The 25,204-nt window shown below is 47.0% G+C and carries 23 protein-coding genes; 14 read left to right on the top strand and 9 right to left on the bottom strand.

Annotated elements, in window-relative coordinates; genetic code table 11:
• The first annotated feature begins 5 nt into the window (after positions 1–5).
• The 3 genes from V6668_RS21745 to V6668_RS21735 are packed head-to-tail and all read left to right on the top strand — an operon-like array spanning position 6 to position 2,818.
• Positions 6–773: an ABC transporter ATP-binding protein gene (locus V6668_RS21745; RefSeq protein WP_047843824.1), complete on the top strand. Its 768-nt coding sequence runs from the start codon at positions 6–8 to the stop codon at positions 771–773.
• A gap of 60 nt (positions 774–833) precedes the next feature.
• On the top strand, positions 834–1,469 hold the full coding sequence (locus tag V6668_RS21740; RefSeq protein ID WP_036615194.1) for a TetR/AcrR family transcriptional regulator: 636 nt from the start codon (positions 834–836) through the stop codon (positions 1,467–1,469).
• A gap of 20 nt (positions 1,470–1,489) precedes the next feature.
• Positions 1,490–2,818: an MFS transporter gene (locus V6668_RS21735; RefSeq protein ID WP_074095940.1), complete on the top strand. Its 1,329-nt coding sequence runs from the start codon at positions 1,490–1,492 to the stop codon at positions 2,816–2,818.
• Positions 2,819–2,980: 162 nt separating this feature from the next.
• Here the strand turns inward: V6668_RS21735 and V6668_RS21730 are convergent, their stop codons facing one another.
• The 3 genes from V6668_RS21730 to V6668_RS21720 form a co-directional block, all read right to left on the bottom strand.
• Entirely contained in the window at positions 2,981–3,805 is an 825-nt protein-coding gene (locus V6668_RS21730; RefSeq protein WP_338706635.1) for a carbohydrate ABC transporter permease, read from the bottom strand.
• Position 3,806: 1 nt separating this feature from the next.
• The gene (locus V6668_RS21725) at positions 3,807–4,679 is read right to left on the bottom strand and encodes a sugar ABC transporter permease (protein ID WP_338706633.1); all 873 of its coding nucleotides are present in this window, start codon (positions 4,677–4,679) and stop codon (positions 3,807–3,809) included.
• Positions 4,680–4,782: 103 nt separating this feature from the next.
• The gene (locus tag V6668_RS21720) at positions 4,783–6,084 is read right to left on the bottom strand and encodes an ABC transporter substrate-binding protein (protein WP_338706631.1); all 1,302 of its coding nucleotides are present in this window, start codon (positions 6,082–6,084) and stop codon (positions 4,783–4,785) included.
• Positions 6,085–6,177: 93 nt separating this feature from the next.
• Here V6668_RS21720 and V6668_RS21715 point away from each other — a divergent pair, with 93 nt between their 5' ends.
• Entirely contained in the window at positions 6,178–8,139 is a 1,962-nt protein-coding gene (locus V6668_RS21715) for a cache domain-containing sensor histidine kinase (protein WP_338706629.1), read from the top strand.
• Positions 8,140–8,143: 4 nt separating this feature from the next.
• Positions 8,144–8,953: a response regulator transcription factor gene (locus V6668_RS21710; RefSeq protein ID WP_338706628.1), complete on the top strand. Its 810-nt coding sequence runs from the start codon at positions 8,144–8,146 to the stop codon at positions 8,951–8,953.
• Here V6668_RS21710 and V6668_RS21705 read toward each other — a convergent pair whose 3' ends face one another.
• The 4 genes from V6668_RS21705 to nirB all read right to left on the bottom strand — a co-directional run bounded on the left by V6668_RS21705 (position 8,954) and on the right by nirB (position 13,508).
• On the bottom strand, positions 8,954–9,583 hold the full coding sequence (locus V6668_RS21705) for a YfbR-like 5'-deoxynucleotidase (protein WP_074095934.1): 630 nt from the start codon (positions 9,581–9,583) through the stop codon (positions 8,954–8,956). It abuts the gene before it with no gap.
• Between the two features lie 285 nt (positions 9,584–9,868).
• The gene (locus tag V6668_RS21700) at positions 9,869–10,651 is read right to left on the bottom strand and encodes a formate/nitrite transporter family protein (protein WP_076214272.1); all 783 of its coding nucleotides are present in this window, start codon (positions 10,649–10,651) and stop codon (positions 9,869–9,871) included.
• 43 nt (positions 10,652–10,694) lie between these two features.
• Positions 10,695–11,021: a nitrite reductase small subunit NirD gene (gene nirD / locus V6668_RS21695; protein ID WP_076254401.1), complete on the bottom strand. Its 327-nt coding sequence runs from the start codon at positions 11,019–11,021 to the stop codon at positions 10,695–10,697.
• A gap of 57 nt (positions 11,022–11,078) precedes the next feature.
• Positions 11,079–13,508, bottom strand: a complete 2,430-nt coding sequence (gene nirB, locus V6668_RS21690) for a nitrite reductase large subunit NirB (RefSeq protein ID WP_338706624.1) — start codon at positions 13,506–13,508, stop codon at positions 11,079–11,081.
• A gap of 275 nt (positions 13,509–13,783) precedes the next feature.
• Here nirB and V6668_RS21685 point away from each other — a divergent pair, with 275 nt between their 5' ends.
• Positions 13,784–14,491 carry a metal-dependent hydrolase gene (locus V6668_RS21685; RefSeq protein WP_100527005.1) on the top strand — a complete coding sequence of 236 codons (708 nt, stop codon included), beginning with the start codon at positions 13,784–13,786 and terminating at the stop codon, positions 14,489–14,491.
• A gap of 226 nt (positions 14,492–14,717) precedes the next feature.
• Here V6668_RS21685 and V6668_RS21680 read toward each other — a convergent pair whose 3' ends face one another.
• Positions 14,718–15,041 carry a hypothetical protein gene (locus tag V6668_RS21680; RefSeq protein WP_074095924.1) on the bottom strand — a complete coding sequence of 108 codons (324 nt, stop codon included), beginning with the start codon at positions 15,039–15,041 and terminating at the stop codon, positions 14,718–14,720.
• Between the two features lie 179 nt (positions 15,042–15,220).
• The gene (locus V6668_RS21675; RefSeq protein WP_338706622.1) at positions 15,221–16,294 is read right to left on the bottom strand and encodes a M42 family metallopeptidase; all 1,074 of its coding nucleotides are present in this window, start codon (positions 16,292–16,294) and stop codon (positions 15,221–15,223) included.
• A gap of 645 nt (positions 16,295–16,939) precedes the next feature.
• Between V6668_RS21675 and spoVAC the strand changes: the two genes are divergently transcribed.
• From spoVAC to yqeH, 8 genes are all read left to right on the top strand, one after another.
• Positions 16,940–17,443 (top strand): stage V sporulation protein AC, encoded by a 504-nt coding sequence (gene spoVAC, locus V6668_RS21670; RefSeq protein WP_370739100.1) that lies wholly within the window; start codon positions 16,940–16,942, stop codon positions 17,441–17,443.
• The gene (gene spoVAD, locus V6668_RS21665; RefSeq protein WP_338706620.1) at positions 17,440–18,456 is read left to right on the top strand and encodes a stage V sporulation protein AD; all 1,017 of its coding nucleotides are present in this window, start codon (positions 17,440–17,442) and stop codon (positions 18,454–18,456) included. The genes spoVAC and spoVAD overlap by 4 nt, the downstream gene beginning before the upstream one ends.
• A gap of 5 nt (positions 18,457–18,461) precedes the next feature.
• Complete coding sequence (spoVAE, locus tag V6668_RS21660) at positions 18,462–18,812, top strand: stage V sporulation protein AE (RefSeq protein ID WP_036615159.1); 351 nt, start codon at positions 18,462–18,464, stop codon at positions 18,810–18,812.
• A gap of 208 nt (positions 18,813–19,020) precedes the next feature.
• Positions 19,021–19,977 (top strand): AAA family ATPase, encoded by a 957-nt coding sequence (locus V6668_RS21655; protein WP_036615157.1) that lies wholly within the window; start codon positions 19,021–19,023, stop codon positions 19,975–19,977.
• 3 nt (positions 19,978–19,980) lie between these two features.
• The gene (locus V6668_RS21650; RefSeq protein ID WP_179086484.1) at positions 19,981–21,228 is read left to right on the top strand and encodes a DUF58 domain-containing protein; all 1,248 of its coding nucleotides are present in this window, start codon (positions 19,981–19,983) and stop codon (positions 21,226–21,228) included.
• Positions 21,225–23,438 (top strand): transglutaminase domain-containing protein, encoded by a 2,214-nt coding sequence (locus tag V6668_RS21645; RefSeq protein WP_338706618.1) that lies wholly within the window; start codon positions 21,225–21,227, stop codon positions 23,436–23,438. The genes V6668_RS21650 and V6668_RS21645 overlap by 4 nt, the downstream gene beginning before the upstream one ends.
• A 110-nt stretch (positions 23,439–23,548) precedes the next feature.
• Entirely contained in the window at positions 23,549–24,076 is a 528-nt protein-coding gene (locus tag V6668_RS21640) for a YqeG family HAD IIIA-type phosphatase (protein ID WP_036615148.1), read from the top strand.
• On the top strand, positions 24,073–25,200 hold the full coding sequence (gene yqeH, locus V6668_RS21635; protein ID WP_036615146.1) for a ribosome biogenesis GTPase YqeH: 1,128 nt from the start codon (positions 24,073–24,075) through the stop codon (positions 25,198–25,200). Before V6668_RS21640 ends, yqeH begins: the two co-directional genes overlap by 4 nt.
• The last annotated feature ends 4 nt before the right edge of the window (positions 25,201–25,204 follow it).

Here is a 25,204-nt window from a genome sequence, read left to right as displayed (position 1 = left end):
CAACGATGACAACTATACTTGAGGCTAAAGACGTGAATAAATCCGTAGCGATCGGCGAGAATGAAGAACATAACATCTTGAAAGATATCAACCTTCAATTAAAAAAGGGAGAATTTGTTTCCATCATGGGGCCATCTGGCTCAGGCAAGTCTACCTTACTGTACAACATAAGTGGTATGGATCAGATTAGTGCTGGAAGTGTCTATTTTAATGGCAAAAAAATATCGGCATTTGAGGAGAGGGATCTGGCAAGTCTACGTTTGACCAAGATGGGATTCATCTTTCAAAATATTCATCTGCTCAAGAATCTGAATCTATTAGACAATATCGTACTTTCCGCGTATCTAGCCAAGAATAGCAGCAGAGAAACGATTAATACACGGGCAATGTCATTAATGAAAAAAATGGGGATTGATGAGCTTGCTGGGCATAACATCACCCAAGCCTCAGGCGGACAGCTTCAACGGATTGCCATCTGCCGTGCGCTGATCAATAATCCAGATATTTTATTCGGCGATGAACCAACGGGGGCGCTGAATTCCAAATCAACGTATGAGATCATGGATATTCTGGGCGATATTAATGCAACGGGTACAACCATTCTGCTGGTGACCCATGATGTGAAAGTCGCTGCCAGATCGGAACGTGTACTGTTTATGATGGACGGTAAGCTGGTTGCAGACAGAAATATTGGAAAATATGCAAGAGAGCGTCAGGATCTAAAAACAAGGGAAAGCCATTTGGCGCAATGGTTGACTGAAATGGGGTTCTAAAAAAAGAACTCCATGACTACAATAGACCGACAGTCGGTCGAACGTATCGGAGGTCAGGATATGAGACTGATAAAAAACCCGGAAGAACGCAGGAACGAGATTTTGGATGCCGCCGAGATTCTGTTCATAACAAAGGGGTACACCAAAGCTACGGTCATGGATATCCTTCAGGCGTGCAACATTGCCAAGGGTACATTTTATTATTATTTTCAGTCCAAGGAAGAGGTTATGAACGCCATCGTTATGCGTTTTATTCTGAGTGGGGAGGCATCGGCCAGGCACGTGGTGTCCGATCCCAAACTGAATGCCCATGACAAAATTTTTCGCATCATGATGGCGCAGAATCAGCCTGACGGCAGAAAACATGATCTCATCGAGCAATTGCACAGTGTTCATAATGTGGAGATGCACCAAAAGAGTCTTGTAGAGACGGTAATTCGATTAAGTCCCATCTTGGCCGAGGTGGTAGAGCAGGGCATTCAGGAGGGGGTATTTCATACACCTAACCCAAAGGAATCCATCGAATTCCTGCTCGTATCGTCACAATTTTTGCTGGATCGAGGCATCTTTCAATGGGAGGAGGAAGAACTCCAAAAAAAGGTTGAAGCATTCACACATATTATGGAACGTGTGCTGGGAGCAGAACAAGGAAGCTTCGCCTACGTCACTCGTCTTTATTTTCCGAATCAAGGTTAGCCGAGAAAGGAGTATTATCCATGGAACATACCGTTCAAAAATCATTTAAAAAGTTTCTGGTCGTATGGTTTGGTCAGCTCATCTCCATGATTGGGATTGGACTTACAGCCTTCTCCCTGGGGGTGTATGCCTTCGAAAAAACGAATACGGCAACAAGTGTTGCATTGATTACCTTATTCACGTTTCTGCCGAATATCCTGCTTCGACCTATTGGAGGGGTACTGGCAGACCGATTCGACCGTCGAACGATGATGATTATCGGCGACCTGGGGTCGGCAGCCGGTTTGATTTTCATTCTGTCCATTATGCTCACAGGTGATATCCAATTATGGCATATCTATGTGGGAGTGGCCTTTAGTTCCGTGTTTTCCGCGTTGCAGAGCCCGGCATATAAGGCCTCTGCTACGGACCTGCTGGATAAGGAACAATTCTCGAAAGGAAGCGGTCTTGTACAACTGGCTGAATCCTCGAAGTTTCTGTTTTCACCGATCATTGCGGGCATTCTGCTTAGTATAACAACTATTGAAGTCATTCTGGTCATTAATATTCTGACATTCCTGGTTGCCATTCTGGCTGTGCTGGTTATTCGGAAGAGCATGAAGGTGGAGCGAGAGGATCGAGAAGGAAAAAACTGGATCACCGATATTCAAGAGGGCTGGAGAGAAGTTGTAACCAACAAGGGAGTACTGTTGCTGGTGGTGATTATTTCACTTGTCACCTTTTATCTGGGATTCCTGGAGACACTCATTGGTCCGATGCTTCTGTCATTCACGGATGCAAAGACACTTGGAACGTTTCAGTCTGTTAGCGCCATCGGCATGCTGATTAGCAGCTTGTGCATCGGCATATTTACAATAACAAAGAGATATGCAAGTGTACTTGTGATGGGGCTGATTTTGTGCGGCTTGTCTTTCTCGCTTCTGGGGATATCCACCAACATTTATTTTATTATCTTCGCAGGTTTTCTGTTCCTGTCATCGCTGCCGTTTGTCAATATGAGCGCAGATGTACTGGTGCGAAACAATATCGCCAACGATAAGCAGGGCAGGGTATGGGGAATCATTGGTATTCTGTCACAACTCGGGTTTATTATCGCGTACAGTTTGGCTGGTTTTCTGGCCGACCATGTGTTTAATCCGTTACTAATGGAGGGGGGAGCACTGGCTTCGTCTGTTGGTCAAATTATTGGAACTGGGCCAGGCAGAGGTATTGCCTTTCTGTTTATCATCGCGGGTCTGTTTGTTATTCTGATCGCAATAATCACATCCCGTTTGAAAATGATCAAATCTCTGGAGCAGAGCCCAGATATAGCGGCTCCATCCGATGTTGGCGGGTTGGCGCACGATTAATTCGAATCCAACAGCGTAAGCCCTTGTCCGCAGCAGTGTGTGATACTTCTTCTGTACGAAGAAGTTATTCACACGATGAGCAGACAAGGGCTTTTTTGTGCTGAGGAGTCAGAAGATGTACTTAGACAAGAGTGTTTGTGTATTTGGATTGTTCGGTGGAGCTTACCCTTTAACCGCCCCTGAAGTTAGTCCTCCTACAATATACTTTTGCCCAATGAGGAACACAATCAACACAGGCAATGACGTGAGCACGATATCGGCACTGACCAGATTCCACTGGGCACTGAATTGTCCAAAGAAGTTATATACAGCCAGCGTCATCGGCCACATCTCCACTGTATTCAACATATAGAGTGGGGCAGTAAACTCATTCCAGACACTCAGGAAATTAAGAACAAATACCGTTACCAGCACCGAGGTTAACAAAGGTACAATGATTCTCAGAAACAGTTTGATCCCATTACATCCGTCCATGATCGCGGCTTCATCCAGCTCCTTCGGGATGTTAGACACAAACGCATATGTAATGAACAGCGAGATTGGAATACCCATAGCCGTATAGAGCAGAATCATGCCGACATGTGAATTGATCATACCCATCGACTTCATCACTTCCATCAGCGGAATGTAGTTGAGTGGCAGCGTGATGCCAAGAATCAGGAAGAAGTACAGAAACTTGCTGAACCTCGAATGGTTACGGGATAACGTGAAGGCCGAGAAAGCCACAACAAACACCAATAGCAGGGAAGAAGCCCCGGAATGCAGCAGACTGTTGAAAAAGGAACCTCCCAAGTGTCCTTGTTCATAGACGATTTTGTAATTTTCGAAGATAAACTTCTCGGGCAGCGTCAGCTTCAGCACTTTGGCCTCGGCGTCCGACTTGAATGAATTCAGTACAATGACGACAAAAGGAATCAGGACCACCAGGCTAAGCAGCCAGGCGAGTGCATTTAACCCGATCGAAGCCAATCTTTTTCTCAATGGCATGTCAGTATTCCACCTTTCGGTTCATCAAACGAATGATGAAAAAGGAGATGATTGCCATGATGACAAACAGGATGGTGGATAGTGCACTTCCGAGTCCCCAATACCCTTTGGCAAAAGAGGAATAGACCGCTGTGTTAATCACATCTGTTGCGTTACCGGGTCCACCATTGGTTAACACGTATACGGCATCGAAAACTCTCAGCCCATATGTAATATTAAGCACCGTGGCGATGGTAATGGTAGGCATCAGCATCGGAATCGTGATTCGGAACAGCTTCTGCCCGGATCCGGCGCCATCAATGGATGCTGCTTCGTAATAATCACGGGGAATGGCGAGCAGTCCGGCGATGAACAGCACCATGATGTATCCCATGCCTTTCCACGTATCCACTGCCATAATGGATGGCATGGCCCAGGTCAGGGAGCCCAGCCAGTTCTGGGCGAGAACGTCCAGTCCCATGGAACGCAGGGTTACGTTAACGAACCCGTTGTTGGGGTCAAGCAGACTTTTGAACACAAGTCCAACAATCAGGAACGATAGCACCTGTGGTGAGAAGATAATCATCCGATGCAGATTGGCGGCCTTTACACCGCTAACCAAGAGTAGAGCCAGAAATAAGCCCAGCACGGTCTTGGCGATGGATGTAACCAGGGTGAAGAGGACTGTGTTTTTGATAAAAAGCAGATAGGTCGGATCCCCCGCCAGAATGGTGCGGAAATGCTCCAGACCGATAAAGTTCTTCTCCGAACTATAACTGTTCCAGTCGGTGAAGGAGTAATAGATGCCCAGCAGGGCGGGAGCAACGATGAACAGCAGATATAATACAATCGCTCCAGATGAGAAATACCAGGGATAGATTTTCTTTGCATTCATAACCGGTAACACCTTTCCTTCCTGCCAAAATACATGAGCGGGCAAACGCCCGCTGCATGTAACGTTGTTCAGCGTTTATATTTATCTGAGATGTGCGCTGTTACTACCACTTCTCATCTTTCAGCACTTTGGCTTGTTCAGCACGACGTTTATCAATATTTTGCAGAATCTGATCCGGTGTCATTGCGCCAGCGAACATGCCTGACAAGTCCTTGCCAATATCCATCCATTGTGGATCAATGTATTTCACAGCGGCCTGCATGACCGTACCTTTTTCATGATTTTTCTCATAATCAATATAGTCCTGTGTCAGCTTTGGTTCGATTTCCGGCCAGCAGATCGTCAGATTGCCTTCACCTTCATCGAACACACGCTGCAGATGATCATGCTGGGTAATCCAGCGGAAGAATTTCAGCACTTCTTCGGGATGTTTACTGTTTTTGTTACCAAACATCGCAGCCGATCCGCCCGGGTTCACACCAATCGTCTGATTATCTCCCCATGGCATGACGAAGAATCCCATATTGTCTTCCATTTCCGGATACGCTTCGGAAACTTCCTTTTCCGTCCCTGGCACCCGCAGCAACATCGCTGCTTTCTCCTGACCAAACGCTTCAATGCCCGCTTCTACCGTATTGGACAAGAAGTCTTTGCCGAAATAACCGAGATCCGCAAATTCTTTCAACTGTTCAATGACCGTCTTGAGTTGCGTCATATCTGCGACTTTCATCTCATTGTTGTTTAATTTCTCGTAGGTTCCCGCTGTTGTTTGCTCATAGTTAGGTCCCGTTTCGAACAAAGGCAGAACCTGATACCACCCGCTTGCAGGTGCTTGATAGAACGGAATGATGTCTTTATCCTTAATTTTCTGGCTGATGGCCTTGAATTCGGCATAGGATGTAGGAGGCTCTATGCCGAGCTCTTGGAAGATACGTTTGTTATAGTACACATACCAGATTTTCGTTGGTGCAAAAGAAACCCCGTACACCTTGTCATTATGACTGACAGTTGGCAAAATCTCTTCAGACATCCGACCTGTGAATTCCTCATTGGTCAGGTCAATGGCATTTTCCTCCGGTCTTACGTTGGCCGGCATGCTCAGTGGGTCCACATCGACATTAAAAATATCAGGTGCTTCGCCAGAAGCGAGCTTCACCTTGATCAGGTCACGCCACTGTGCGTCAGGTACGACCTGGAAGTCAATTTTGACACCCGTCTCCTGCTCATATTCCTTGGCCATCGTCTGCATGATGCCTGTACGCGGAATACCGGATTGACTTGTTCCAAACGTGAGAGTCACCTTACCCGAACCTTCCGTACTTTTACCTGAGTTGCACCCGGCAAGCAGCAGAGTGGAGAGCAGGAGCACACTTGCAAGCGAAAATAGAAATCGTTTTCTCATCATTGAACCTCCCGGAATATAAAGAAAATTGTCACTTGCCGAAACGCTTAATGTAAGCGTATTCTTATGTGGATAACTTTACTGTGAACAAGGGATGTGCTCAATAGACAAAAGCGTTCTGTTGGGTGGACATTTTCGAATGGTGTGACAGATATCATCATAGGACGAGGTGTGTGGGGATTGCGATATCGATTTGGAACGCTTCAGCAAAGTCTGTTTGCCTATTACTCTGCGGTATTCATTATTTTTTCGCTCATTGTGGCAGGACTCCTGTATGTTTTTCTCGCGAGTGACATCCGTCATCGAAGTGAAGAACAGCAGAGACAACTGGGGGTATCAATCGTCAGTAACTTGGATCAGGAAGTGGTGAAAATGAACAACTTCTCCATGAATATCGTGTACTCCAATCTGGTCAAAGAACACTTCAGTCACTACTTGGCACCAGCGGAGAATAGCGAGCAGACAATGACGAGTGATCCGGCATTGTATAAGGATACAACCACATTAATTGATGTCATTCTTGCGATCATCAGCAGCTCCAATACAGCCAAGCAGGCCAATATCTATGATGTGAATGGCAAGATGCTGGGAGCGGGTGCATTCAACGGTCAACTGTCTGTAGATCTGACTCAGCGACCGTGGTACAAGGAAACCTGGGAGCGGAGCGGCTGGCGGGTGATTCAACTGTTAGAGGGCGGAGCTTTGCCCATGCCGACCGGTGAGGGGAAATCGGATCAACCTTACATTTCTCTTACCCGTGTATACAAAGATGGCAATTATGTCAGCCAGGGTGTTGTTGAGATTTTGCAGGATGCCGGAACCCTGTTTCAGCATTTGAATGAATTGCAGGCGAATAACAACGATCTTCGGATCTATGTAGTGGATGAACAAAATACAAGGTTGTTTCCACTTTCTTCGGCTGCCGATGCTTCTCAAGCAGGCCATTTCGATGATGTGGACTTGATTCAAAATCTTTCATTTCCGCCTGATACGATGCAGGAGATTAGCGATCCTTTGAGTCAGTCCAAACAGATGATGACGTACATGACGTCACAGGAGACGGGATGGACCGTTATTGTCATGCAGTCCAAACAGTCCCTTTTTGCGAGTCTCAACCGGATGGCTGTGATGTTTATCGGTGCGACGTTAGCTACTCTCATGCTGATTCTGGTTCTCTCGTATCTGATCTCCAAACGGGTTACTTTGCCGCTACATCGTTTGCAGCGCATTATTCAGAAAACGGGTGTGAATGATCTGGTGTCGGGTCAGGATTCCGGTCAGTTGTTCAAGCTGGAGCATCCCGGTTCTATTCGGGAGATGGATGAGCTGAATGATACGTTTATCCGGCTGAATCAACAGCTTGTGCAATCGTTTCAGGACAGGCTGGCGATGAAATCTCAGGAGACAGAAGCGAGATTACTGGCGCTGCAATCCCAGATGAACCCGCATTTTCTCTATAACAACATCACTAATATTAGCATCATGGCGGAAGAAGGCATGAATGAGCAGATTGTCGCGTTCTGCGCCAATATTGCGTCTATGCTACGTTATATTCCTACTCCGGGTAAGAACGGGGTTCCCCTGTCTCAAGAATTGGATTATTGTGAGCGATATCTGGAGTGTATGAAGATTAGGTTTGAGGATGATCTGCACTACGAGTTTCATATTCCGGAAGAGATGAAGTATATCCAGGTTCCGATGCTGATGGTACAACCACTACTCGAAAATGTCATGAAATATGGACTGGGTGATACCCCTCCATGGAAACTGAATATTACTGGAGATATGGATGCGGTACAGCAGACCTGGCAGATCCACGTGGAAGACAACGGACCTGGCATGGAACCCGAGGCATTTGCCAAGATCATGCATTACATCGAACAGTCACAGGAGTGGGAGCGTATGCCTGACCTCGAAATCAACGGCATGGGACTCAAAAATATATGGGTCCGATTGAAATTATGGTATGGCACGGCAGCCCACATGCAGATTACGAACAAGCCTTCCGGCGGTGTCCAGATTACCATAGGTGGTTCCATTCGAAAGGAGCATGACTGAACCCATGACAATCAAATATAGAACGATTATTGTGGAAGATGAAGCCCTGATTCGCCGTAATGTCTCACGCAAATTCAGGGAACTGGGCACCCGGTTCGAGGTGATCGGTGAGGCGAGGAACGGTCAGGAAGCGTTACAGCTGATCGAACATTCCGTACCTGATCTGGTTGTAACTGATATACAGATGCCGGTAATGAATGGATTGGAACTCGCCAAACATCTGTACTTTGCCTATCCGCATGTGAAAATTGTCATTCTGAGTGGTTATCATGAATTCGAATATGCACGGCAAGCGATCAGTTACAAGGTGGAGGATTATCTGCTCAAACCATTGTCCGAAGAACAGCTTCGTACATTGCTGGATGCAATGGAATTGAAGCTTGGGAGTGCAGTGGATTCGCTTGCCCATGTCAGTGCCGTGCTGGATGAGCAGGTGAAGCCGGAGGATATCGCAGAGGCCGCTAAGCTGTATTTGAAGCAGAATTACATGCATGAGATTACACTTCAGGACATGGCGGGACAGATGCATTTTAGTGTGGACTATCTAGGAAAGTGTTTTAAAAAAGTAACGGGTGAGACTCCGCTAAAATATATGACAGGTCTGCGGATTAATGAAGCAAAACGCATGCTCGTTACTCATGAGAATATGGATATCAAGACCATTGGTGGAGCGGTAGGGTATAGTGATTCCCACTATTTCAGCCGGATCTTCAAAAACAAAACGGGCATGTACCCTAGCGAGTACCGACTGCAATTGCAAGAACGAAAAAAAGCCCTGTCCATGGATGATGAGCACCATGTTGACTTGAGCTGATTACTGGGCCAGAGCTTCTTCGGTTATTTTGCGAATATCAAACGGGGAGCGGATACCTTCTTCGATCATGTCGGGGAGAATCTGTTCCAGGAAATACTGCACACAGTGGAGGTCGATATTTTTGATTTTGACCAAGGCATAACGGTACATAACGATAAATTCTTTCTCCGTATTGCCACGTTGGAGCTCAGCAAAGGCTTCATATACTTGATCCATCTTGTCTGCGACTTCGAGAATCAGTCCTTCAACCGATTGGTCTTTGCCCTCACGCAGCTGTCTGCGGAAAATAGGCTGGAACTCTTCAGGAATATTTTCATTAATAAAATGTTCAACCATGCCTTCTTCCACCTTTTGCAGCATCGAACGAAGCTCCAGTGAATAATGTTTGACGGGTGTTTTAATATCACCGATGAAGATTTCGCCATAATCATGACTGCTCGTAATTTCGTATAATTTCTTCCAATCGATGGTGGTTCCATGTTGCTCCTCAATATCTGCGAGCGTTTTGGCGTACTGTACGACTTTCCAGGAATGGGCGGATACGCTGTGTTCTTCGAATTTGAATTTGCCAGGTGTACGAATAATACGTTCAAGATCATTCAGTGACCTGAAGTATGTGTGAATTCCCATATAAGCGATCATCCTTTGCTGGTTGAGTATAAGTGTGAGTATGAGTCGACTATACGCCAGTTATGTCAACTGTGGATTAACGCGGATAGCGACGAAGGTAAAATGAAGTTTTAATTCTCTATAGAAGGACGAGAGGATGAAAGGGAAACGTACAAGAGAGTAGCAGCTTATCGACAAACAATAAAAAGCCACGATGTGTGACTGAACGTGAGTTCGGCATCCATCGTGGCTTCAGTGTGTGTAGATGTTGTGCTCTAGGCTACATAAGTGCAGTTGAATCAAGAATTATGACTTTTTACGTACCGGAGAAGTATACCAATACGCCATTCCAACAAAGAGGGCACCGCCGATAATATTACCAAGCGTTACCGGAATCATGTTATGGAACCAGCCTGCCATCGTGATTGTATCCGGGTGGTTTGGCAGCAACCAGGATAAAGACAGCAAAGTCATATTGGCAACACTGTGCTCATAACCACTTGCGATAAATGCGTACAGACACCACCAGATCAGAACAAGTTTGGCGATATCTTCTTTGGAGCGAGCTGCCATCCAGATCGCCAGACAGACGAGCCAGTTACAGAGAATGCCTCGGAAGAACAACTCAGACACGGGCGCCGCCATCTTTTTGGCAGAGACAACGAATAACAGATGTTCCGGTGTGGCCGTTTTGAACAGGCCGCTACCGACAATGAGTAGACTTAATAGAATTGCGCCGAGCAGGTTACCAACAAAGACGAGCCCCCAGTTCTTCAGCGTTTCATTCACTGTGGTTCGGCCTGCCAGTGTACTCATGGTAAAGAACATATTGTTACCTGTAAACAGTTCCGATCCGGCAAAGATGACCAGCGTGAGCGCGAGTCCGAAGGACATGCCCATCAACATGGTTTGCAGTGGTGACTGTGCCGCTAGGAGCGGAGCACCAATACTGAAGATCAGAACGATGCCAAGCCCTACATAGGCACCAGCCATCAAGGCAGCAACCATATATCGTGACAGGCTTGCGTTCATTTGATCCCGTTTTTTAACCGCAGCTTCAATAATTCCCTCAACACTTGGTGTATACATCACGGTTTCCCCCATTATTTTGCATCAATCTTTGAACGTTTCGCTATATTTCGATCCAAACCTGGCCGTTCTCTACCTTTACCGGATACATCTGTACTTGACCGTTGTCCGGTGCTTGCACAAGACCTGTAGTCAGGTCAATTTTCCAATCATACAGCGGATCGTACAGATAATGCCCGGACACGATGCCTTCAGCCAGCGGCCCACCCTTAGGATGGGGGTTGTGATTATCCGCAGCGAAGATGGTACCATCCGATGCAAGAAAGACAGCAAGCTGATGGTCCTTAATCTCAACTACTCTTCCGATTCGTGGCAGGAATTCTTCAACTACTCCGGCAGGGAAGTAGGTGCCTGATTGTTTTGTCGTCATCTTAAACCACTCCTTATCTATATTTAACATTCCGGCAGTATTAATCTGCAAGCTTACTTATGGACGAGCTGATACTTCGATGCCATGGAACATTTTACTTTGGCCTTCTTCATTGCGAATCGCTTTTTGCCAAGGTTCTTCAACATGCTCAAGTGCAAATTCAATCCGCTGCATCAACGCTTTACGTTCCTCAAGGTTATCCACAACAACCGAACGAATATGCTCCAGACCCATGCGTTCCACCCACTCGGACGTCCGTTCCAGATAGTTACCTGTCTCGCGGTAATATTGCATGATGGCGCCGCACAGTTCAATCAACTCTTCATCCGTTTTCACTTTGCATAAGGGATCAGCCAGTCTTGCTTTAATACCGCCGTTACCACCGATGAAGATCTCCCAGCCTCCGTCGTTACCAACGATACCGATATCTTTGGTACATGCCTCTGCACAGTTTCGCGGACAACCGTTGACGGCATATTTAAACTTGGCTGGCAGATCCAGACGTTCGAATTTACGTTCGATGCGAGCACCCATGGCCATGGAATCCTGTGTACCGAATCGGCAGAATTGGGAGCCGACACATGTTTTGACCGTACGCAGCGATTTGGCGTATGCATAACCTGAAGGCATATCCAGTTCAGCCCAGACTTTGGTCAGATCTTCTTTTTTAACACCAATCAAGTCGAGACGCTGACCGCCGGTAACTTTGACTGCTTTCACATCATATTTGACTGAAACGTCAGCGATGCGTTTGAGGTCCGCTGGTGTAGTCACCCCGCCGTACATCCGAGGTACAACCGTATACGTTCCATCTTTTTGAATATTCGCGTTCATCCGTTCGTTAACAAAACGGGATTCTTTCTCATCTTCGTGTGTGTCTGGTGCAATCATGCCAAGGTAGTAGTTGATCGCCGGACGACATTTGGAACAACCTTCTGGCTGACTCCAACCCAGTACATTCATGACCTCTTTGGTCGTTTGTAATCCTTTTTCACGAATCTCGGCTACAATCTCATCCCGTCCCATGGAAGTACATCCGCAGATGCCCTGTTTAGCCCCAGTACTGAAACTGTCTCCAAGTACATATTGCAGAATCTGTTCCACAACCGGTTTACACCCACCACAAGAGCGTGTTGCACCGGTACAGGCTTTGATTTCATCAACAGTGGTAAGGCCCTGGTTTGTAATTACATCAACAATGGTTCCTTTGGTTACCCCGTTACATCCACAGACGATTTCGTCCTCGGGCATCGTTTCAACAGAGGTTGCTTTCTTATGACCGCCGCAGCCTGTACCCATGAGTGAACCATACAATTCTTCGGTCATTTCGGTTTGATTTTTAATCAGTTTCTGCAATTCGGCAGAATCCGTAATGTCACCGAAGAGAACAGCGCCGACCATTTTATTATCACGAAGCAGAATTTTTTTGTAGGTCCGTTTCCAGTCATCTTTGTGCGAAATGACGGTGTGCTCTGGGCTGTCGATGAATTCACCAGTTGAAAACACGTCCACACCCGAAATTTTCAATTTCGTGGATACAACTGAACCTTCATAAGGAGCGGTCTCCACACCGCAGATATGTTTCGCCAGAATCATACCTTGTTCAAACAATGGGGCAACGAGGCCGTAACATACCCCGCGGTGCTCTGTACATTCCCCGACCGAATACACATTCTCAAGTGAAGTCTGCATATAGTCATTCACGACAATACCCCGGTTCACTTCCATACCGCTTTCGCGGGCTACAGCCGTATTGGGTTTGATGCCTACAGCCATGACCACAAAATCAACATTCAGAACCGTATCATCTGCAAAACGTATCCCTTCAACGCGTTCGCCGCCCAGCAGTTCGGAAGTCTGCGCACCCATCTTGAACCGGATACCCTGACGTTCGAGTTCTGCCTTCAACATGGATGAAGCTTGCGGATCAAGCTGACGCTCCATCAGATCTTCCATCAGATGCACTACGGTAACTTCCATGCCAAGTTGTACCAACCCTTTGGCAGCTTCAAGGCCTAGCAGTCCGCCCCCGATAACGGCCGCTCTTTTATACTGCTTAGCAGCTTCCAGCATGACATTGCAATCGGCGATATCGCGAAAACCAACAACACCCTCTTTGTCATGTCCCGGTACGGGGAGAATGAAGGAGTTGGAGCCTGTTGCAATGATGATTTTGTCATAAGGAACGCGAGTTCCATCTTCAGTCACAACTTCGTGTGTCTCGGCATCGATTCGTGTAACCGTTGTGCCTGTGTGCAGCGTAATGCCGTAATCTTCATACCAGTGAAGGTCGTTCAGCACGATATCGTCCAGTGTTTTGCTTCCTTCCAGTACATAAGACAACATAATGCGGTTGTAGTTAGGATAGGGCTCTGTGCCAAAAACGGTAATATCAAATCGCGTAGTTAATTTTAAAATTTGCTCAACGGTACTAATTCCTGCCATTCCGTTACCTATGATAACGAGTTTCTCTTTTTTTCCGTTCATGTGTGTATGCCTCCTTGGATAGACGCTGTACATTACCAACAATTTTAGTGGTTTATATTTGAAATTATACAAGTAGTTGACGATAGTTTATGTGATTTAATTCACTAATAAAGATAGAAGAGTCATAAATATAATAGTGTGAGCCCCATCACAGAAAGTTATATTTATTTTCATACAAATAAGAAATGCGAACTATTGTTCTTATTTTGTTTTCGTTGTAAAATCGGAACTGGGCCGTATTGTTCCCGATTTCTTCGAAAGGACGTTTTTGCATCATGATGGGAAGATCCCACCTTATTATCGGGACAGGCGTGTCGCTTTCTGTTCTGCAGTTGGCCGGTATGCCAGTGACCGCGCCAGCAGTTACGGTTGCTCTGATTGGTTCTTTATTGCCTGACATTGATGAGCCTAATTCGCTGCTGGTATCCAGAGCCTTGCCTAACAGTCTGATCAGGTTGTTACAGACGATTCTGTTGCCCACAGCTGTATTTGTGTACTTCTATGTTCATGCCAAACCATGGAACCTGTTGCTTGCGATCCTCATTGCGCTTGTGTCATTCCTGCCTTCGCGTTCGCTTCGCAAAGTGTTGATGTTTGCGATTGGACTTGGGCTGGTTTTCTATGGTCACGCGTTCGCACCGTGGAATCTGATTGCAGGCAGCCTGCTTATGCTGTGCACCACGCTAACTCATAGGGGATTAACGCATACCTTATATGGAACTGCGGTATGGGCTGGTTTACTCTACAGCACGACCCAGCAGCAGGGCCCGGAGATCTGGGTAGCGGGAGGCACGGCATATGCGATGCATCTGTTGGCCGATTCACTCACCAATCGGGGTATTCGTCCGTTACCACCGCTCAAGTGGCGCATACGGGTGAATCTGATGAGTACAGGGACCAAGCGTGGGGCCGTTGTAGAGAATGTCTGCATTGTGCTCACACTCATTTTGGCGTGGTTCGCGTTCTCGCCATTATTTCTGTAATGACCAAATACCAGTCCTACATAAGGACTGGTATTTCTCTTATCTTATTTTACCTGTAAGCCATGAGAAGAGGGTTATGAGATCAAGTCGCTGTTGGAGTGCTGGATAAACTTTCAATATCGGAGGAGCCAAATACAAATAAAACAACAAGAATAAGCACAATTAACAGTTCGGCAAACCCGGTTCCATCAAACTCGGACATGATGTCCACCTCATTTCTTGGCCATTAAGAATTGATCCTCTGCTGAAATGCCTGTATAACATCATTAAGCGTCATATCGCCGCCAGTTTCATCCAGGAATTGTACCAGTTTGTCTGAATTGGAGGGTGTGACCTTTTGAAGTGTTTTATATTGACCAACCAATTCTACAACCAATGTAGCCTCACGAAACAACGTGACGGCATCCACTCTCAACTTTCCGCTCACCAATAGCGCCGCTACAATCAGTTCGAGATTTTTCCCTTTGAGGCTTCCATTAAGGAGGGTGTTAGCAGCGTTTGGTTTTTTGTTAGAACCTTTATTTGATTTTCCGTTCCTTCCCACTGCCATAACAGGTCCCCCACTGGTTGGTGTTTGGTTATTGATCTTCCATTATCGTATATCTTATGTGGCATTCTCCATAATGTTCGACCTATTAATCTAGTTGATTACAAAAAAAGAGACATCCCGGTCTGACGGGACATCTCTTTCAGGTACATCCTATTTAAGGACTTTCCGTTTAACCTTTACTACGCGTTATTAATTATGGTATTCATCGTTGTCCGATCAAGACCTTTGACCAGTTTCACGATCAGTTCTTTGGCCGCATCGTAGTCATCCGTATGAATGATGGAAGAAGAGGTATGGATATAACGTGCGCAGATACCAACAACTATTGATGGTACACCAATGCCACTCAGGTGAACTTGACCTGCATCGGTACCACCTGGTGAGATGAAATACTGCATTTTAACCTGATTGGATGAAGCCGTATCTTGAACATATTCCACCATTCCGCGATGGGTGAACATACCCGGGTCAAAAATACGAAGCAATGCGCCTTCTCCGATATGTCCAAATGACTGTTTGTCACCTGTCATATCATTCGCCGCGCTACAGTCCAGTGCAAAGAAGATATCAGGCTGAATCAGATTGGCCGCCGTACGTGCACCGCGAAGCCCCAGCTCTTCCTGAACCGTTGCACCAGCATAAAGCGTGTTAGGCAGTTTTTCCTTGTGCAGCGCTTCAACCAGTTCAAGTGCAAGTCCTACGCCGTAACGATTATCCCACGCTTTGGCCATAATTTTTTTCGGGTTCGCCATAGGCGTAAATTCACAGATCGGCACGATCTGCATCCCTGGATGAATGCCCCAGGATTCTGCTTCCGCACGGTTGTCTGCTCCAATATCGAGATACATGGAATTCAGATCCACAGGTTTGTTCCGCTGGGACTCGTCCAGCAAGTGTGCAGGTGTAGAACCTACAACTCCGGTAATCCGACGATCAGGTGTGATGATTTCCAATCGTTGAGACAGTACAGCCTGACTCCACCATCCACCCAGTGGACGGAACTTGATCATACCTGTTTCGGTAATGCCAGTAGTCATGAAACCTACTTCGTCAAAGTGTCCGGCTACCATAACTTTAGGACCGGATTCCTCCCCGCGTAATACACCAAATAGACTCCCCAGGCGATCCTGGACGAACTCATCGGTATAAGCGGAAAACTTATCTTTCATCCAGCCGCGAAGCTCACGTTCAAAACCGGATGCTGAAGGAAATTCCGTCAACGTACGAAACATATCCATCGTTTTTTCATTCATGTGTCAACAACTCCTCTGTTGGTATGTATTTCAGGTCACAGTAGAACGGCTACCCGCCTGTTGTCCTTTAAGATGTAGTTCAAAAAGTCTTTTATCTTTTTGAACACGCACTTTAATATGCTGAGGACTTGTTATTTAACCACTGGTCACATTACAGTATGAACCTTGCGCAAGTGATTGTCCATGTTTATGTCACGTATTTAAGGCATATTTTGGGCACTTACCGTGTCCAAGTTTCATGACTCTATCCGCTGTAGTCGTAGTCCTGATACCACTTCAATGAATATGAATATATGGAGGAGATGTCATCATTTTGTGAAGTTCTTATTTCAATATTTGTTTGTCTGTCTACAGGAAGGAGCTAAATATCCAATGAAGCCTCCAGAAGAGGGCACGGAAAAAGTACTGTTTATCGTTCTTTTTATCTTGCTCGTGATTGTTCTTCTTTATTTATAGACTATCTAAAAGTCCTCAGATCCGGCGTATTCCCACTTTGCTTTCACAACATAATCTTGTTGGAAACATATGCTGTCTGTCGCCGGATACATAACCTTCCGATTATTAACAAACAATGAATATAGGATTACACACATTGGCATTCAGCCGTAGCTTTGAACCATTTTCACATAGAGGAGGTCTTGTAACTTGCCAGCTCAATCTACATCCGGAAGCGAAAAAAAATCATCGTCCCTGTCCATGGATGAAAAGGAGTACAAAAAAGTCGCAAAAAAACATGAGCCGCCTCGTCCAATCCTGAAAAATTGCCTCAAAGCATTTCTGGTTGGGGGTACCGTCTGTTTGATTGGACAGGCCATTCAAGAGGCTTTTATGGCCGGTTTCGACATGACATCGAAGGAAGCTTCCAGTCCTACGGTGGCAGTCATGATTCTCATATCGGTTATTCTAACGTGTCTCGGCGTTTACGATAAAATGGCTCAATGGGCAGGAGCGGGAACGGCTGTACCGGTTACCGGATTTGCCAATTCCATGTGTTCTGCTGCACTGGAACATCGTGCTGAAGGACTGGTGCTCGGTGTAGGGGCCAACATGTTTAAACTTGCTGGTTCCGTTATTGTGTTTGGTGTCGTGGCAGCATTTGTCGTAGGGATCGTTTATGCCTTTTTGGGATTTGGAGGTGGGCACCTGTGAAACGATTGGGTCGCCAGACATGGCAGTTTGAGAATCGTCCGCGGATCATCGGTAAATCCGCAGTTGTAGGACCAGAAGAAGGCGAGGGTCCACTGTCATCTGATTTCGATTATGTCTACGACAACCTCGAGATCGGCGAGAAAACGTGGGAAAAGGGAGAACGTAAACTGCTCGAACAGGCCTCCCAACTGGCTTTGATAAATGCAAATATCACCAAGGAAGAGCTTCAATTTTTTGTTGGTGGAGATCTGATGAACCAGATTATCAGCAGTTCCTTTTCAGCGCGAAAACTGGGTGTGCCTTACTTGGGTGTCTTTGGAGCCTGTTCTACTTCCATGGAAACGTTAGCGTTAGCGTCCATGATTGTTGACTCCGGAGCTGGCGATTATGTCCTTGCAGGAACGGTGAGCCACAACTGTACGGTGGAGAAACAATTTCGGTATCCGACGGAGTATGGCTCACAGAAGCCGCCTTATGCGCAATATACCGTCACAGGAGCAGGGTGTGGTGTGGTCTCCCGTACTGGTGATGGTCCCGTTGTTACCAAAGCCACCATTGGACGCATTATGGATTTGGGCATCAAAGATCCCTTTAATATGGGTTCAGCCATGGCGCCAGCAGCAGCCGACACTATAATCTCTCATTTCAGGGATACGGGATTGGAACCCGGCTATTATGATCTCATTGTGACCGGGGATCTGGCTTCCGTCGGTCTGCCAATTACGAAAGAGCTTTTGCAAAAAGAAGGCATTCCAATGGAACAGACGCTTTTTAATGACTGCGGCCTGATGATCTATGATCGGGAGAAACAGCCTTATGTGGTTGCCGGGGGAAGTGGCTGCGGATGTTCTGCCACCGTCACCTATGGTCACATTTTGAACCGGATGCAGAAGGGTGATCTTAAACGGGTGCTCGTTGTTGCTACCGGGGCGCTGTTATCTCCGATTTCGTACCAGCAGGGTGAAAGTATTCCTTGTATTGCACATGCCGTAGCCATAGAAAAGGAGGGATAAAGGTAATGCAGTTCTTGTGGGCATTTATTGTTGGCGGTTTAATCTGTGTTATCGGACAGCTTCTAATGGATGGGGTTAAACTGACGCCAGCTCATACCATGAGTACACTTGTTGTGACAGGTGCGCTTGCGGATGCATTTGGCGTGTATGACCCCTTGGTTAAATTTGCAGGTGCGGGTGCTACCATCCCCATCACAAGTTTCGGTAATTCCTTGGTGCACGGGGCATTGACGGAGCTGGAAAAAGAGGGATGGCTGGGTGTGATTACAGGGATTTTCGATCTGACTGCTGCGGGAATATCGTCAGCGATCATCTTTTCTTTTCTCGCGGCATTGGTCGTTAGACCAAAAGGCTAACATAGAATGAGGAATCTCCTTGAACATATTGCGATTCAGCAGAGGCTCCGGATAACTTTTATCCGGGGCTTTTTTGTCGTATTCATGCGAGAACTGCGGTGAATCTGACGGGCTGGAAACAAATTGTGAGTTCCTTCGAGTGTACTCGTGACTCTGGATCATGTACAATAAAAGGAAATCTGTATGCTTTTTTAGGAGGTTAGACCACATGCCTGTGCGCAAAGAGTCGATCCAAATCATATCCGCAGTTCGTTCTAATCTGGAATCCTGCATTATGGGGAAATCCTTTGAAATTCAACTTTTACTTACAGCTTTGCTTGCAGGCGGGCACGTTCTGATTGAAGACGTACCGGGAACTGGCAAAACGCAGTTAATCAAGGCATTATCGAAATCCATGCGCGGTGAGTACCGACGTATTCAATGTAATCCTGATATTTTACCTAGTGATATTACGGGCGTATCTGTGTTCCATCCGAAGGATGAGCGTTTTTATTTCCGGCCAGGTCCTGTGATGACCAACATTTTGCTAGCTGATGAGATTAACCGGGCCACAACAAAAACCCAATCGGCTCTGCTCGAAGTGATGGAGGAGCGCAGCGTAACCGTTGATGGCGATACGTATGATCTGCCACATCCATTCATGCTCTGTGCAACTCAGAATCCGATTGATTTTGAAGGTACGTATACGTTGCCGGAAGCACAACTCGACCGGTTTATGTTGAAAATAAGTCTAGGTTATCCCGATAAGGAAATTGAGAAAATCCTATTGAAACAGCATCAGCTCGGTCAGCCTGTAGATCGCCTTGAATCCGTGACTCATATGGACCAGATCTCGGCAATTCAGCAGGAGATTAAAGAGGTCTTTATCGGTGATCCGGTTATGGACTATTTGCTGGATGTTGTTCGTCAAACCCGCTCCCACCCATCTGTATTGCTGGGTGCCAGCCCACGGGCAGCCATATCGTTCATGATGGCCGTAAAAGCCTTTGCATTCTTGCAGGAACGTGATTATGTGCTTCCGGATGATGTGAAAACGATGGCCCCTTATGTGATCTCTCATCGTATTGTGCTTCGTCCCGAATCGAGACTGGACAGTATGAGTTCCGAGGCCGTTTTGAATGCCGTACTCCAGCAAGTACGCGTGCCCGTCTCCATGGGGCAATAGTTCATGAAGCCGCTTTTGAGAACAGTGAATAGAGGGTTACGCCACCCACGCGTATGGAGCATCGCAATGGTGTGGATGTGCTGTCTGGCTTATGTTTTGTTTCAGGGCGGGAAGACATCCCTTATGTTGCTGTCGATGGTGACCCTGCTCTGTGTATACCTTGCCATTGCTGGATTTAGCGGGGTAAGACGTGCTCAAGGAGTTCGTAGGTTATCTTCTGGTCCAGACCACGAGGAATTGCTGCATGCGGGTGACCAGGTTCAAGTACAGCTGAGTCTGACGATTCCGGGATTCCTCCCGCTTCCCTATGTTGTTGTGCGTGAAATGCTGCATCGGCATAACGGAGAATCGTGGTCGTTCAAGGAAAGTTTGATTCCCAATATGCGAGGTAATGGGGAGCTGTCATTCCAGACGCCACCACTTGAGCGGGGGAAGTATGTTTTTTCAGAAACGGAATGTGCCAGCGAGGACATATTCGGACTGATTGAACATCGAGGAAAGTTTAAGGCCAAAGGTGAGTTTCGCGTACTGCCAAGAACGGTATTTATTCCATATTGGCAGCTTTACGACCGCAAATCACGGTTATCCGGTCCTCAGACGGCGTTAACCCGCTCACGGAGAGAGACCACTCAGATCAATGGTGTACGTGACTACGTATACGGAGATCGACTTTCCCGCATTCACTGGAATGCAACGGCAAAGACAGGGAACTGGAAGTCCAAGGAGTTTGAACATGAGTCTGTGCCCAAAACCGTTCTGGTTTTGGATGCGCTGGCATCAAGTTATGAACATGGGGATGCATTTGAAATTGCCGTTTCCACGGCTGCCTCTCTGCTGGAGTATGGTGTCAGGGAACGAATGGGGATGGGGTTGTTGACATTGTCAGACCAGACATCCTTCATGGCCCCCAGTGAAAGTCTGATGGAACGACAGAAGATGATGCATCATCTGGTGGATATTCAATATAACGGTCAGGATACCCATCTGTTGCCCGGCGTGGAAAGAATTGCACGTCAACTGCCTCAGGGAGCTTACTTTGTCGTGATTTCTCCCCAGAAGGATGAAAAAATAATGGAACTGTTGCGCTGGGCCGATACGCGGGGCATGACGCCATGTCATATTCTGATCGATACCAGTGAATCTCGCCGGAGTGCCGAGTGGAATGCCATGTTGCGTGGAAGAGGCACGAGGTCATTCACTGTTTCTCACTTGCAGGAGCTTCCAACGGTGATGGGGGGAGGTTCTGTATGAGTACAAAAGGAAATGAAAGTGTTACAGGCAAGCGATCCTGGTATCATGCAGCGTCATTGCTCTGGATTTTCCTGATTGGAATGCAGTGGATTTCATTTACGCAGGAATCGTGGTACACGGAGACAACTTCTCTGGTGTTATGGACACTTGCAGCGGTCAGTGTACTGGAGGTCATTCTGCCCTTCAAAACGATCTATCGGGCGATCATCAAGGCGGTCGTTGTTGGTTACATTTTGCATAAAACGCTGATTGATTACACGGTGTACATCCCTTATGGCTCTTTAACGGACCGAGCGGAACAATTCATATTACACATGACGCCGTACATCTGGTTCTCCCTGTGTGCATGGGTGATGCTTGAAGCTGCGCTTCGACTCGTGACCACCACACGTCGCATTCTTGTTTTTCTAGGTGTCAACATCATTTCGATGGGGATTCTCGATTCTTTCACCCAGATTCCACTCTGGATTGAAATCGCGTGGGTGATGTTTGCGGGGATGGGATGGCTCGTATGTCAGCATTTCCGTAACTATCAGCTACAGTATCCTCAAGGTTGGAAACGAATCATCCGGTATCCTTATAAAGTCCTGGCCAATATTGCCATTATCTTTTCTTTGATTATTGTAGCCAGCGTTAATATGCCGGAGATTCCACCCACCTTGACGGACCCATATACGGCGTGGCGTAACTATACCGGAACTTCCACAAGTCAGGCTGGTAACGGAAACCTTGATATTCCCGCGGCTACCGAATCGGGATACAGCAGGGAAGACAATCAGCTTGGTGGAGGTTTTAACTTCGACTATACCCCTGTCATGTCTGTCACGACCAATGAGCGTAGTTACTGGCGCGGTGAGACACGTGCTGAGTATACAGGCACAGGTTGGGATGACCGTGGACGGGGTACGACAGAGAATGTTCAAGCTGGACAGCCTCTGGAGAACCAAGAATCCGGTAATGTGAATACCAAACAAGTGACTCAGAACGTAACGATGCTGAATGATAATGTCTATCCGATTCTCTTTGGTGCTTATTCGATCTCGGAAGTGAGCTCCATTAATGGTGAGGACAGAACGGAACGGATGTTGTGGAATGCTGAACAGGCTGAACTGCACGTGGTGACAGACCGTCAGCAACCGCAGTATCCCAAGACGTATACTATCGTATCGGAAGCCCCTGTGATTGTGGAAGATGAGCTTCGTACGAAGTCATTTGAAGATCTGTATAACAGTAATCCGGCAGATGATATGTACTTGCAGTTACCATCCCGTTTCCCTGACCGGGTTTCGAATCTGGCAGCCGAGATAACGGCATCTGCGAATACTCCGTATGAAAAAGTGGCATTACTGCAAAACTATTTACAAACTAATTTTGAATACACAAACAATCCGGATTTATCTCGAAAAGTAAGCAGCGACTTTGTGGAAGGTTTCCTGTTCGATATTATGGAAGGCTACTGTGACTATTTCTCCACTGCGCTGGTGATGATGGCGCGCTCGGAGGGCATTCCTGCAAGGTGGGTTAAAGGTTATGCGCCTGGACAATTGTCCCTGAATTCGGACATGCAGGCCCCACGTCAACCTGGTGCGGAGATTGAGACGACCTACACCGTTACCAATGCAGATGCACACTCCTGGGCAGAGGTTTATTTTGGTGAGTATGGCTGGATTCCTGTTGAAGCAACGCCGGGCTTTGATATGCCGCTGCTGACGGAACAGCCTGATGTACAACCTGTAGATGAGCCTGAAGAAGAGCCAGAAGAGGAGCCGGTACAAGAGGAAGAGCAGACCCCTGCACCTGAGCAGACATCGTCTGCCATCCCGACTTTTGTTATCTGGGCTGCAGGAGCCATTATTGTATTGTGGGTAGCATACATGTTCTGGCGTAATCGTTTCTCCATGCGATTCTTCCTGCTTCGTCTACGGACAGGTGGACCGCTCACCCCTGAACAGAAGGTAGTGGCAGAGACCGAGCGTTGGATTCAGTATGTGAAACGCAAAGGGTTGACCCGGAGCGGAGACGAGACACTTCGGGAATCGGTAGCCCGCTGGAGCCAGGCAAAACCTGCTGCAGAAGCAACATTGTATGAGCTTCTCACGAAGTTTGAACAGACTCGTTACAGTCCGGCGTCCGTAACTGCCGACGACTGGAAGGGCGTCTATCAGACCGCCTTGAAGCTGCGGAAGGAACTGAAAGCGGAACGGGCATAGTTGTTGCCCGTCCCGTTTTTCCTTTTTTCCTATGCCATCAGGCGCTGTATGCATTTTCAGGAAAGACGGATTTGTGATATAGTGTGTCGTATGAAACTGAGGTGACTTCTTTGTTTAAAATGTTAATGCCCAAGCTGCGTGTAGACACGGTTTTTGACATTAATCTGGAAGAGCTGTACGCTCAAGGCTACCGTGGAATTATAACTGATCTGGATAACACACTCGTTGGAGCCAAAGCCCCTGACGCTACGCCCGAACTGATTGAATGGTTTGCACGTGTGAAAGAGGCAGGTTTCAAGCTGATGATTGTGTCCAATAACAATTTGAATCGTGTATCCCTGTTTGCGACCCCGCTGGATATCCAGTTTGTGCATAGTGCACGCAAACCATCGAATGTACCGTTTCGTAGAGCAATGAAAATGATGGAGTTATCTCCTGAAAACACGATTGTAGTAGGCGATCAGATGCTTACGGACGTTTATGGAGGGAACCGAATGGGGTTATATACCGTTCTGGTACTGCCAATCTCCATTGGGGACGAAGGTTTTATGACCCGCTTCAATCGACGCGTGGAACGGATTGCTCTAACGAGTTTACGCAGGAAAGGCTTATGGCTTGAGGAGGAAAAGAAGAAATGACAGAACCGCATAACGGCAATCTTGCCGTAAGGTGCAGCGGATGCGGCGTGCATCTGCAAACAGAAAATTCGGAATTACCAGGGTTTATCCCCGAGAAGGCATTGGATCGTGAACCGGTTATATGCCAGCGCTGTTTCCGCATCAAAAACTACAATGAGTCATCATCCGTTACGGTGGATCAGGACGAATTCCTGGCGCTGCTTAGCAAAATCGGGGATAAGGATGCACTTGTCATCCATATCGTTGATTTGTTTGACTTTGATGGCAGTATTATCTCCGGTCTGCAACGTTTTGTAGGCAACAATCCGGTATTGCTTGCTGTGAACAAAACGGACTTGCTTCCGAAAGTAACTAACTGGAACAAGATTCGCAACTGGGTACAAAAGCAAGCCAAAGAACAGGGTTTGCGTACCGTGGATGTAGTCTTGTGCAGTGCAAAGCAAAATCAGGGCTTCGACCGTCTGCTTGAGCTTGTTGGAACGTATCGCGAAGATCGTGACGTATATGTGGTTGGCGGCACCAATGTGGGCAAATCCACACTGATTAACCGTCTGATCCGTGATTACAGCGATCTGGAGCAGGAACTGACCACATCCCGTTATCCGGGAACAACGCTGGACATGGTGAACATTCCGTTGGATGATGGAAAATATATCATTGATACGCCTGGAATCGTGTATCCATGGCGTTTCAGCGAGATTGTTTCACGTAAGGATCTCGCTGCCATCATGCCGGAAAAACCGCTTAAACCCGCTGTGTATCAGTTGAATTCCGGTCAGACGCTGTTCTTTGGCGGCATGGCTCGATTTGACTTTGTGGAAGGTGATCGCCAGTCGTTCACTTGTTTTATCAGCACTGCGCTTGATATTCACCGGACGAAGCTGGAGCGTGCAGATGATCTGTACCGCGACCATCTGGGAGAATTGTTGTCTCCGCCAACCCGTGAGGATGCAGCAGAGATGGCTGAATGGACCAGACATGAATTCCGCATCAAACGCGGCAGTCAATCGGATGTATTCATCTCGGGTCTGGGCTGGATTAAGGTTAATGGCGATATTGGAGCGCTTGTTGCTGTTCATGCTCCAAAAGGCATTCGTGTACAGATCCGCCCATCCTTGATCTAGTAAT

Source organism: Paenibacillus amylolyticus (assembly GCF_036894225.1).
Taxonomy (GTDB): domain Bacteria; phylum Bacillota; class Bacilli; order Paenibacillales; family Paenibacillaceae; genus Paenibacillus; species Paenibacillus amylolyticus.
This window is presented reverse-complemented; position numbering and strand designations above follow the sequence as displayed.

Excerpts from the sequence above, each read along its gene's own strand:
- V6668_RS21710 (WP_338706628.1), top strand. The coding sequence starts at position 8,144 with ATGACAATCAAATATAGAACGATTATTGTGGAAGATGAAGCCCTGATT.
- V6668_RS21745 (WP_047843824.1), top strand. The coding sequence starts at position 6 with ATGACAACTATACTTGAGGCTAAAGACGTGAATAAATCCGTAGCGATC.
- spoVAE (WP_036615159.1), top strand. The coding sequence starts at position 18,462 with ATGCAGTTCTTGTGGGCATTTATTGTTGGCGGTTTAATCTGTGTTATC.
- V6668_RS21645 (WP_338706618.1), top strand. The coding sequence starts at position 21,225 with ATGAGTACAAAAGGAAATGAAAGTGTTACAGGCAAGCGATCCTGGTAT.
- V6668_RS21675 (WP_338706622.1), bottom strand. The coding sequence starts at position 16,294 with ATGAATGAAAAAACGATGGATATGTTTCGTACGTTGACGGAATTTCCT.
- V6668_RS21700 (WP_076214272.1), bottom strand. The coding sequence starts at position 10,651 with ATGTATACACCAAGTGTTGAGGGAATTATTGAAGCTGCGGTTAAAAAA.
- V6668_RS21680 (WP_074095924.1), bottom strand. The coding sequence starts at position 15,041 with ATGGCAGTGGGAAGGAACGGAAAATCAAATAAAGGTTCTAACAAAAAA.
- V6668_RS21655 (WP_036615157.1), top strand. The coding sequence starts at position 19,021 with ATGCCTGTGCGCAAAGAGTCGATCCAAATCATATCCGCAGTTCGTTCT.
- V6668_RS21740 (WP_036615194.1), top strand. The coding sequence starts at position 834 with ATGAGACTGATAAAAAACCCGGAAGAACGCAGGAACGAGATTTTGGAT.
- V6668_RS21720 (WP_338706631.1), bottom strand. The coding sequence starts at position 6,084 with ATGATGAGAAAACGATTTCTATTTTCGCTTGCAAGTGTGCTCCTGCTC.
- yqeH (WP_036615146.1), top strand. The coding sequence starts at position 24,073 with ATGACAGAACCGCATAACGGCAATCTTGCCGTAAGGTGCAGCGGATGC.
- V6668_RS21705 (WP_074095934.1), bottom strand. The coding sequence starts at position 9,583 with ATGGGAATTCACACATACTTCAGGTCACTGAATGATCTTGAACGTATT.
- V6668_RS21650 (WP_179086484.1), top strand. The coding sequence starts at position 19,981 with ATGAAGCCGCTTTTGAGAACAGTGAATAGAGGGTTACGCCACCCACGC.
- V6668_RS21735 (WP_074095940.1), top strand. The coding sequence starts at position 1,490 with ATGGAACATACCGTTCAAAAATCATTTAAAAAGTTTCTGGTCGTATGG.
- V6668_RS21730 (WP_338706635.1), bottom strand. The coding sequence starts at position 3,805 with ATGCCATTGAGAAAAAGATTGGCTTCGATCGGGTTAAATGCACTCGCC.
- V6668_RS21685 (WP_100527005.1), top strand. The coding sequence starts at position 13,784 with ATGATGGGAAGATCCCACCTTATTATCGGGACAGGCGTGTCGCTTTCT.
- nirB (WP_338706624.1), bottom strand. The coding sequence starts at position 13,508 with ATGAACGGAAAAAAAGAGAAACTCGTTATCATAGGTAACGGAATGGCA.
- V6668_RS21725 (WP_338706633.1), bottom strand. The coding sequence starts at position 4,679 with ATGAATGCAAAGAAAATCTATCCCTGGTATTTCTCATCTGGAGCGATT.
- nirD (WP_076254401.1), bottom strand. The coding sequence starts at position 11,021 with ATGACGACAAAACAATCAGGCACCTACTTCCCTGCCGGAGTAGTTGAA.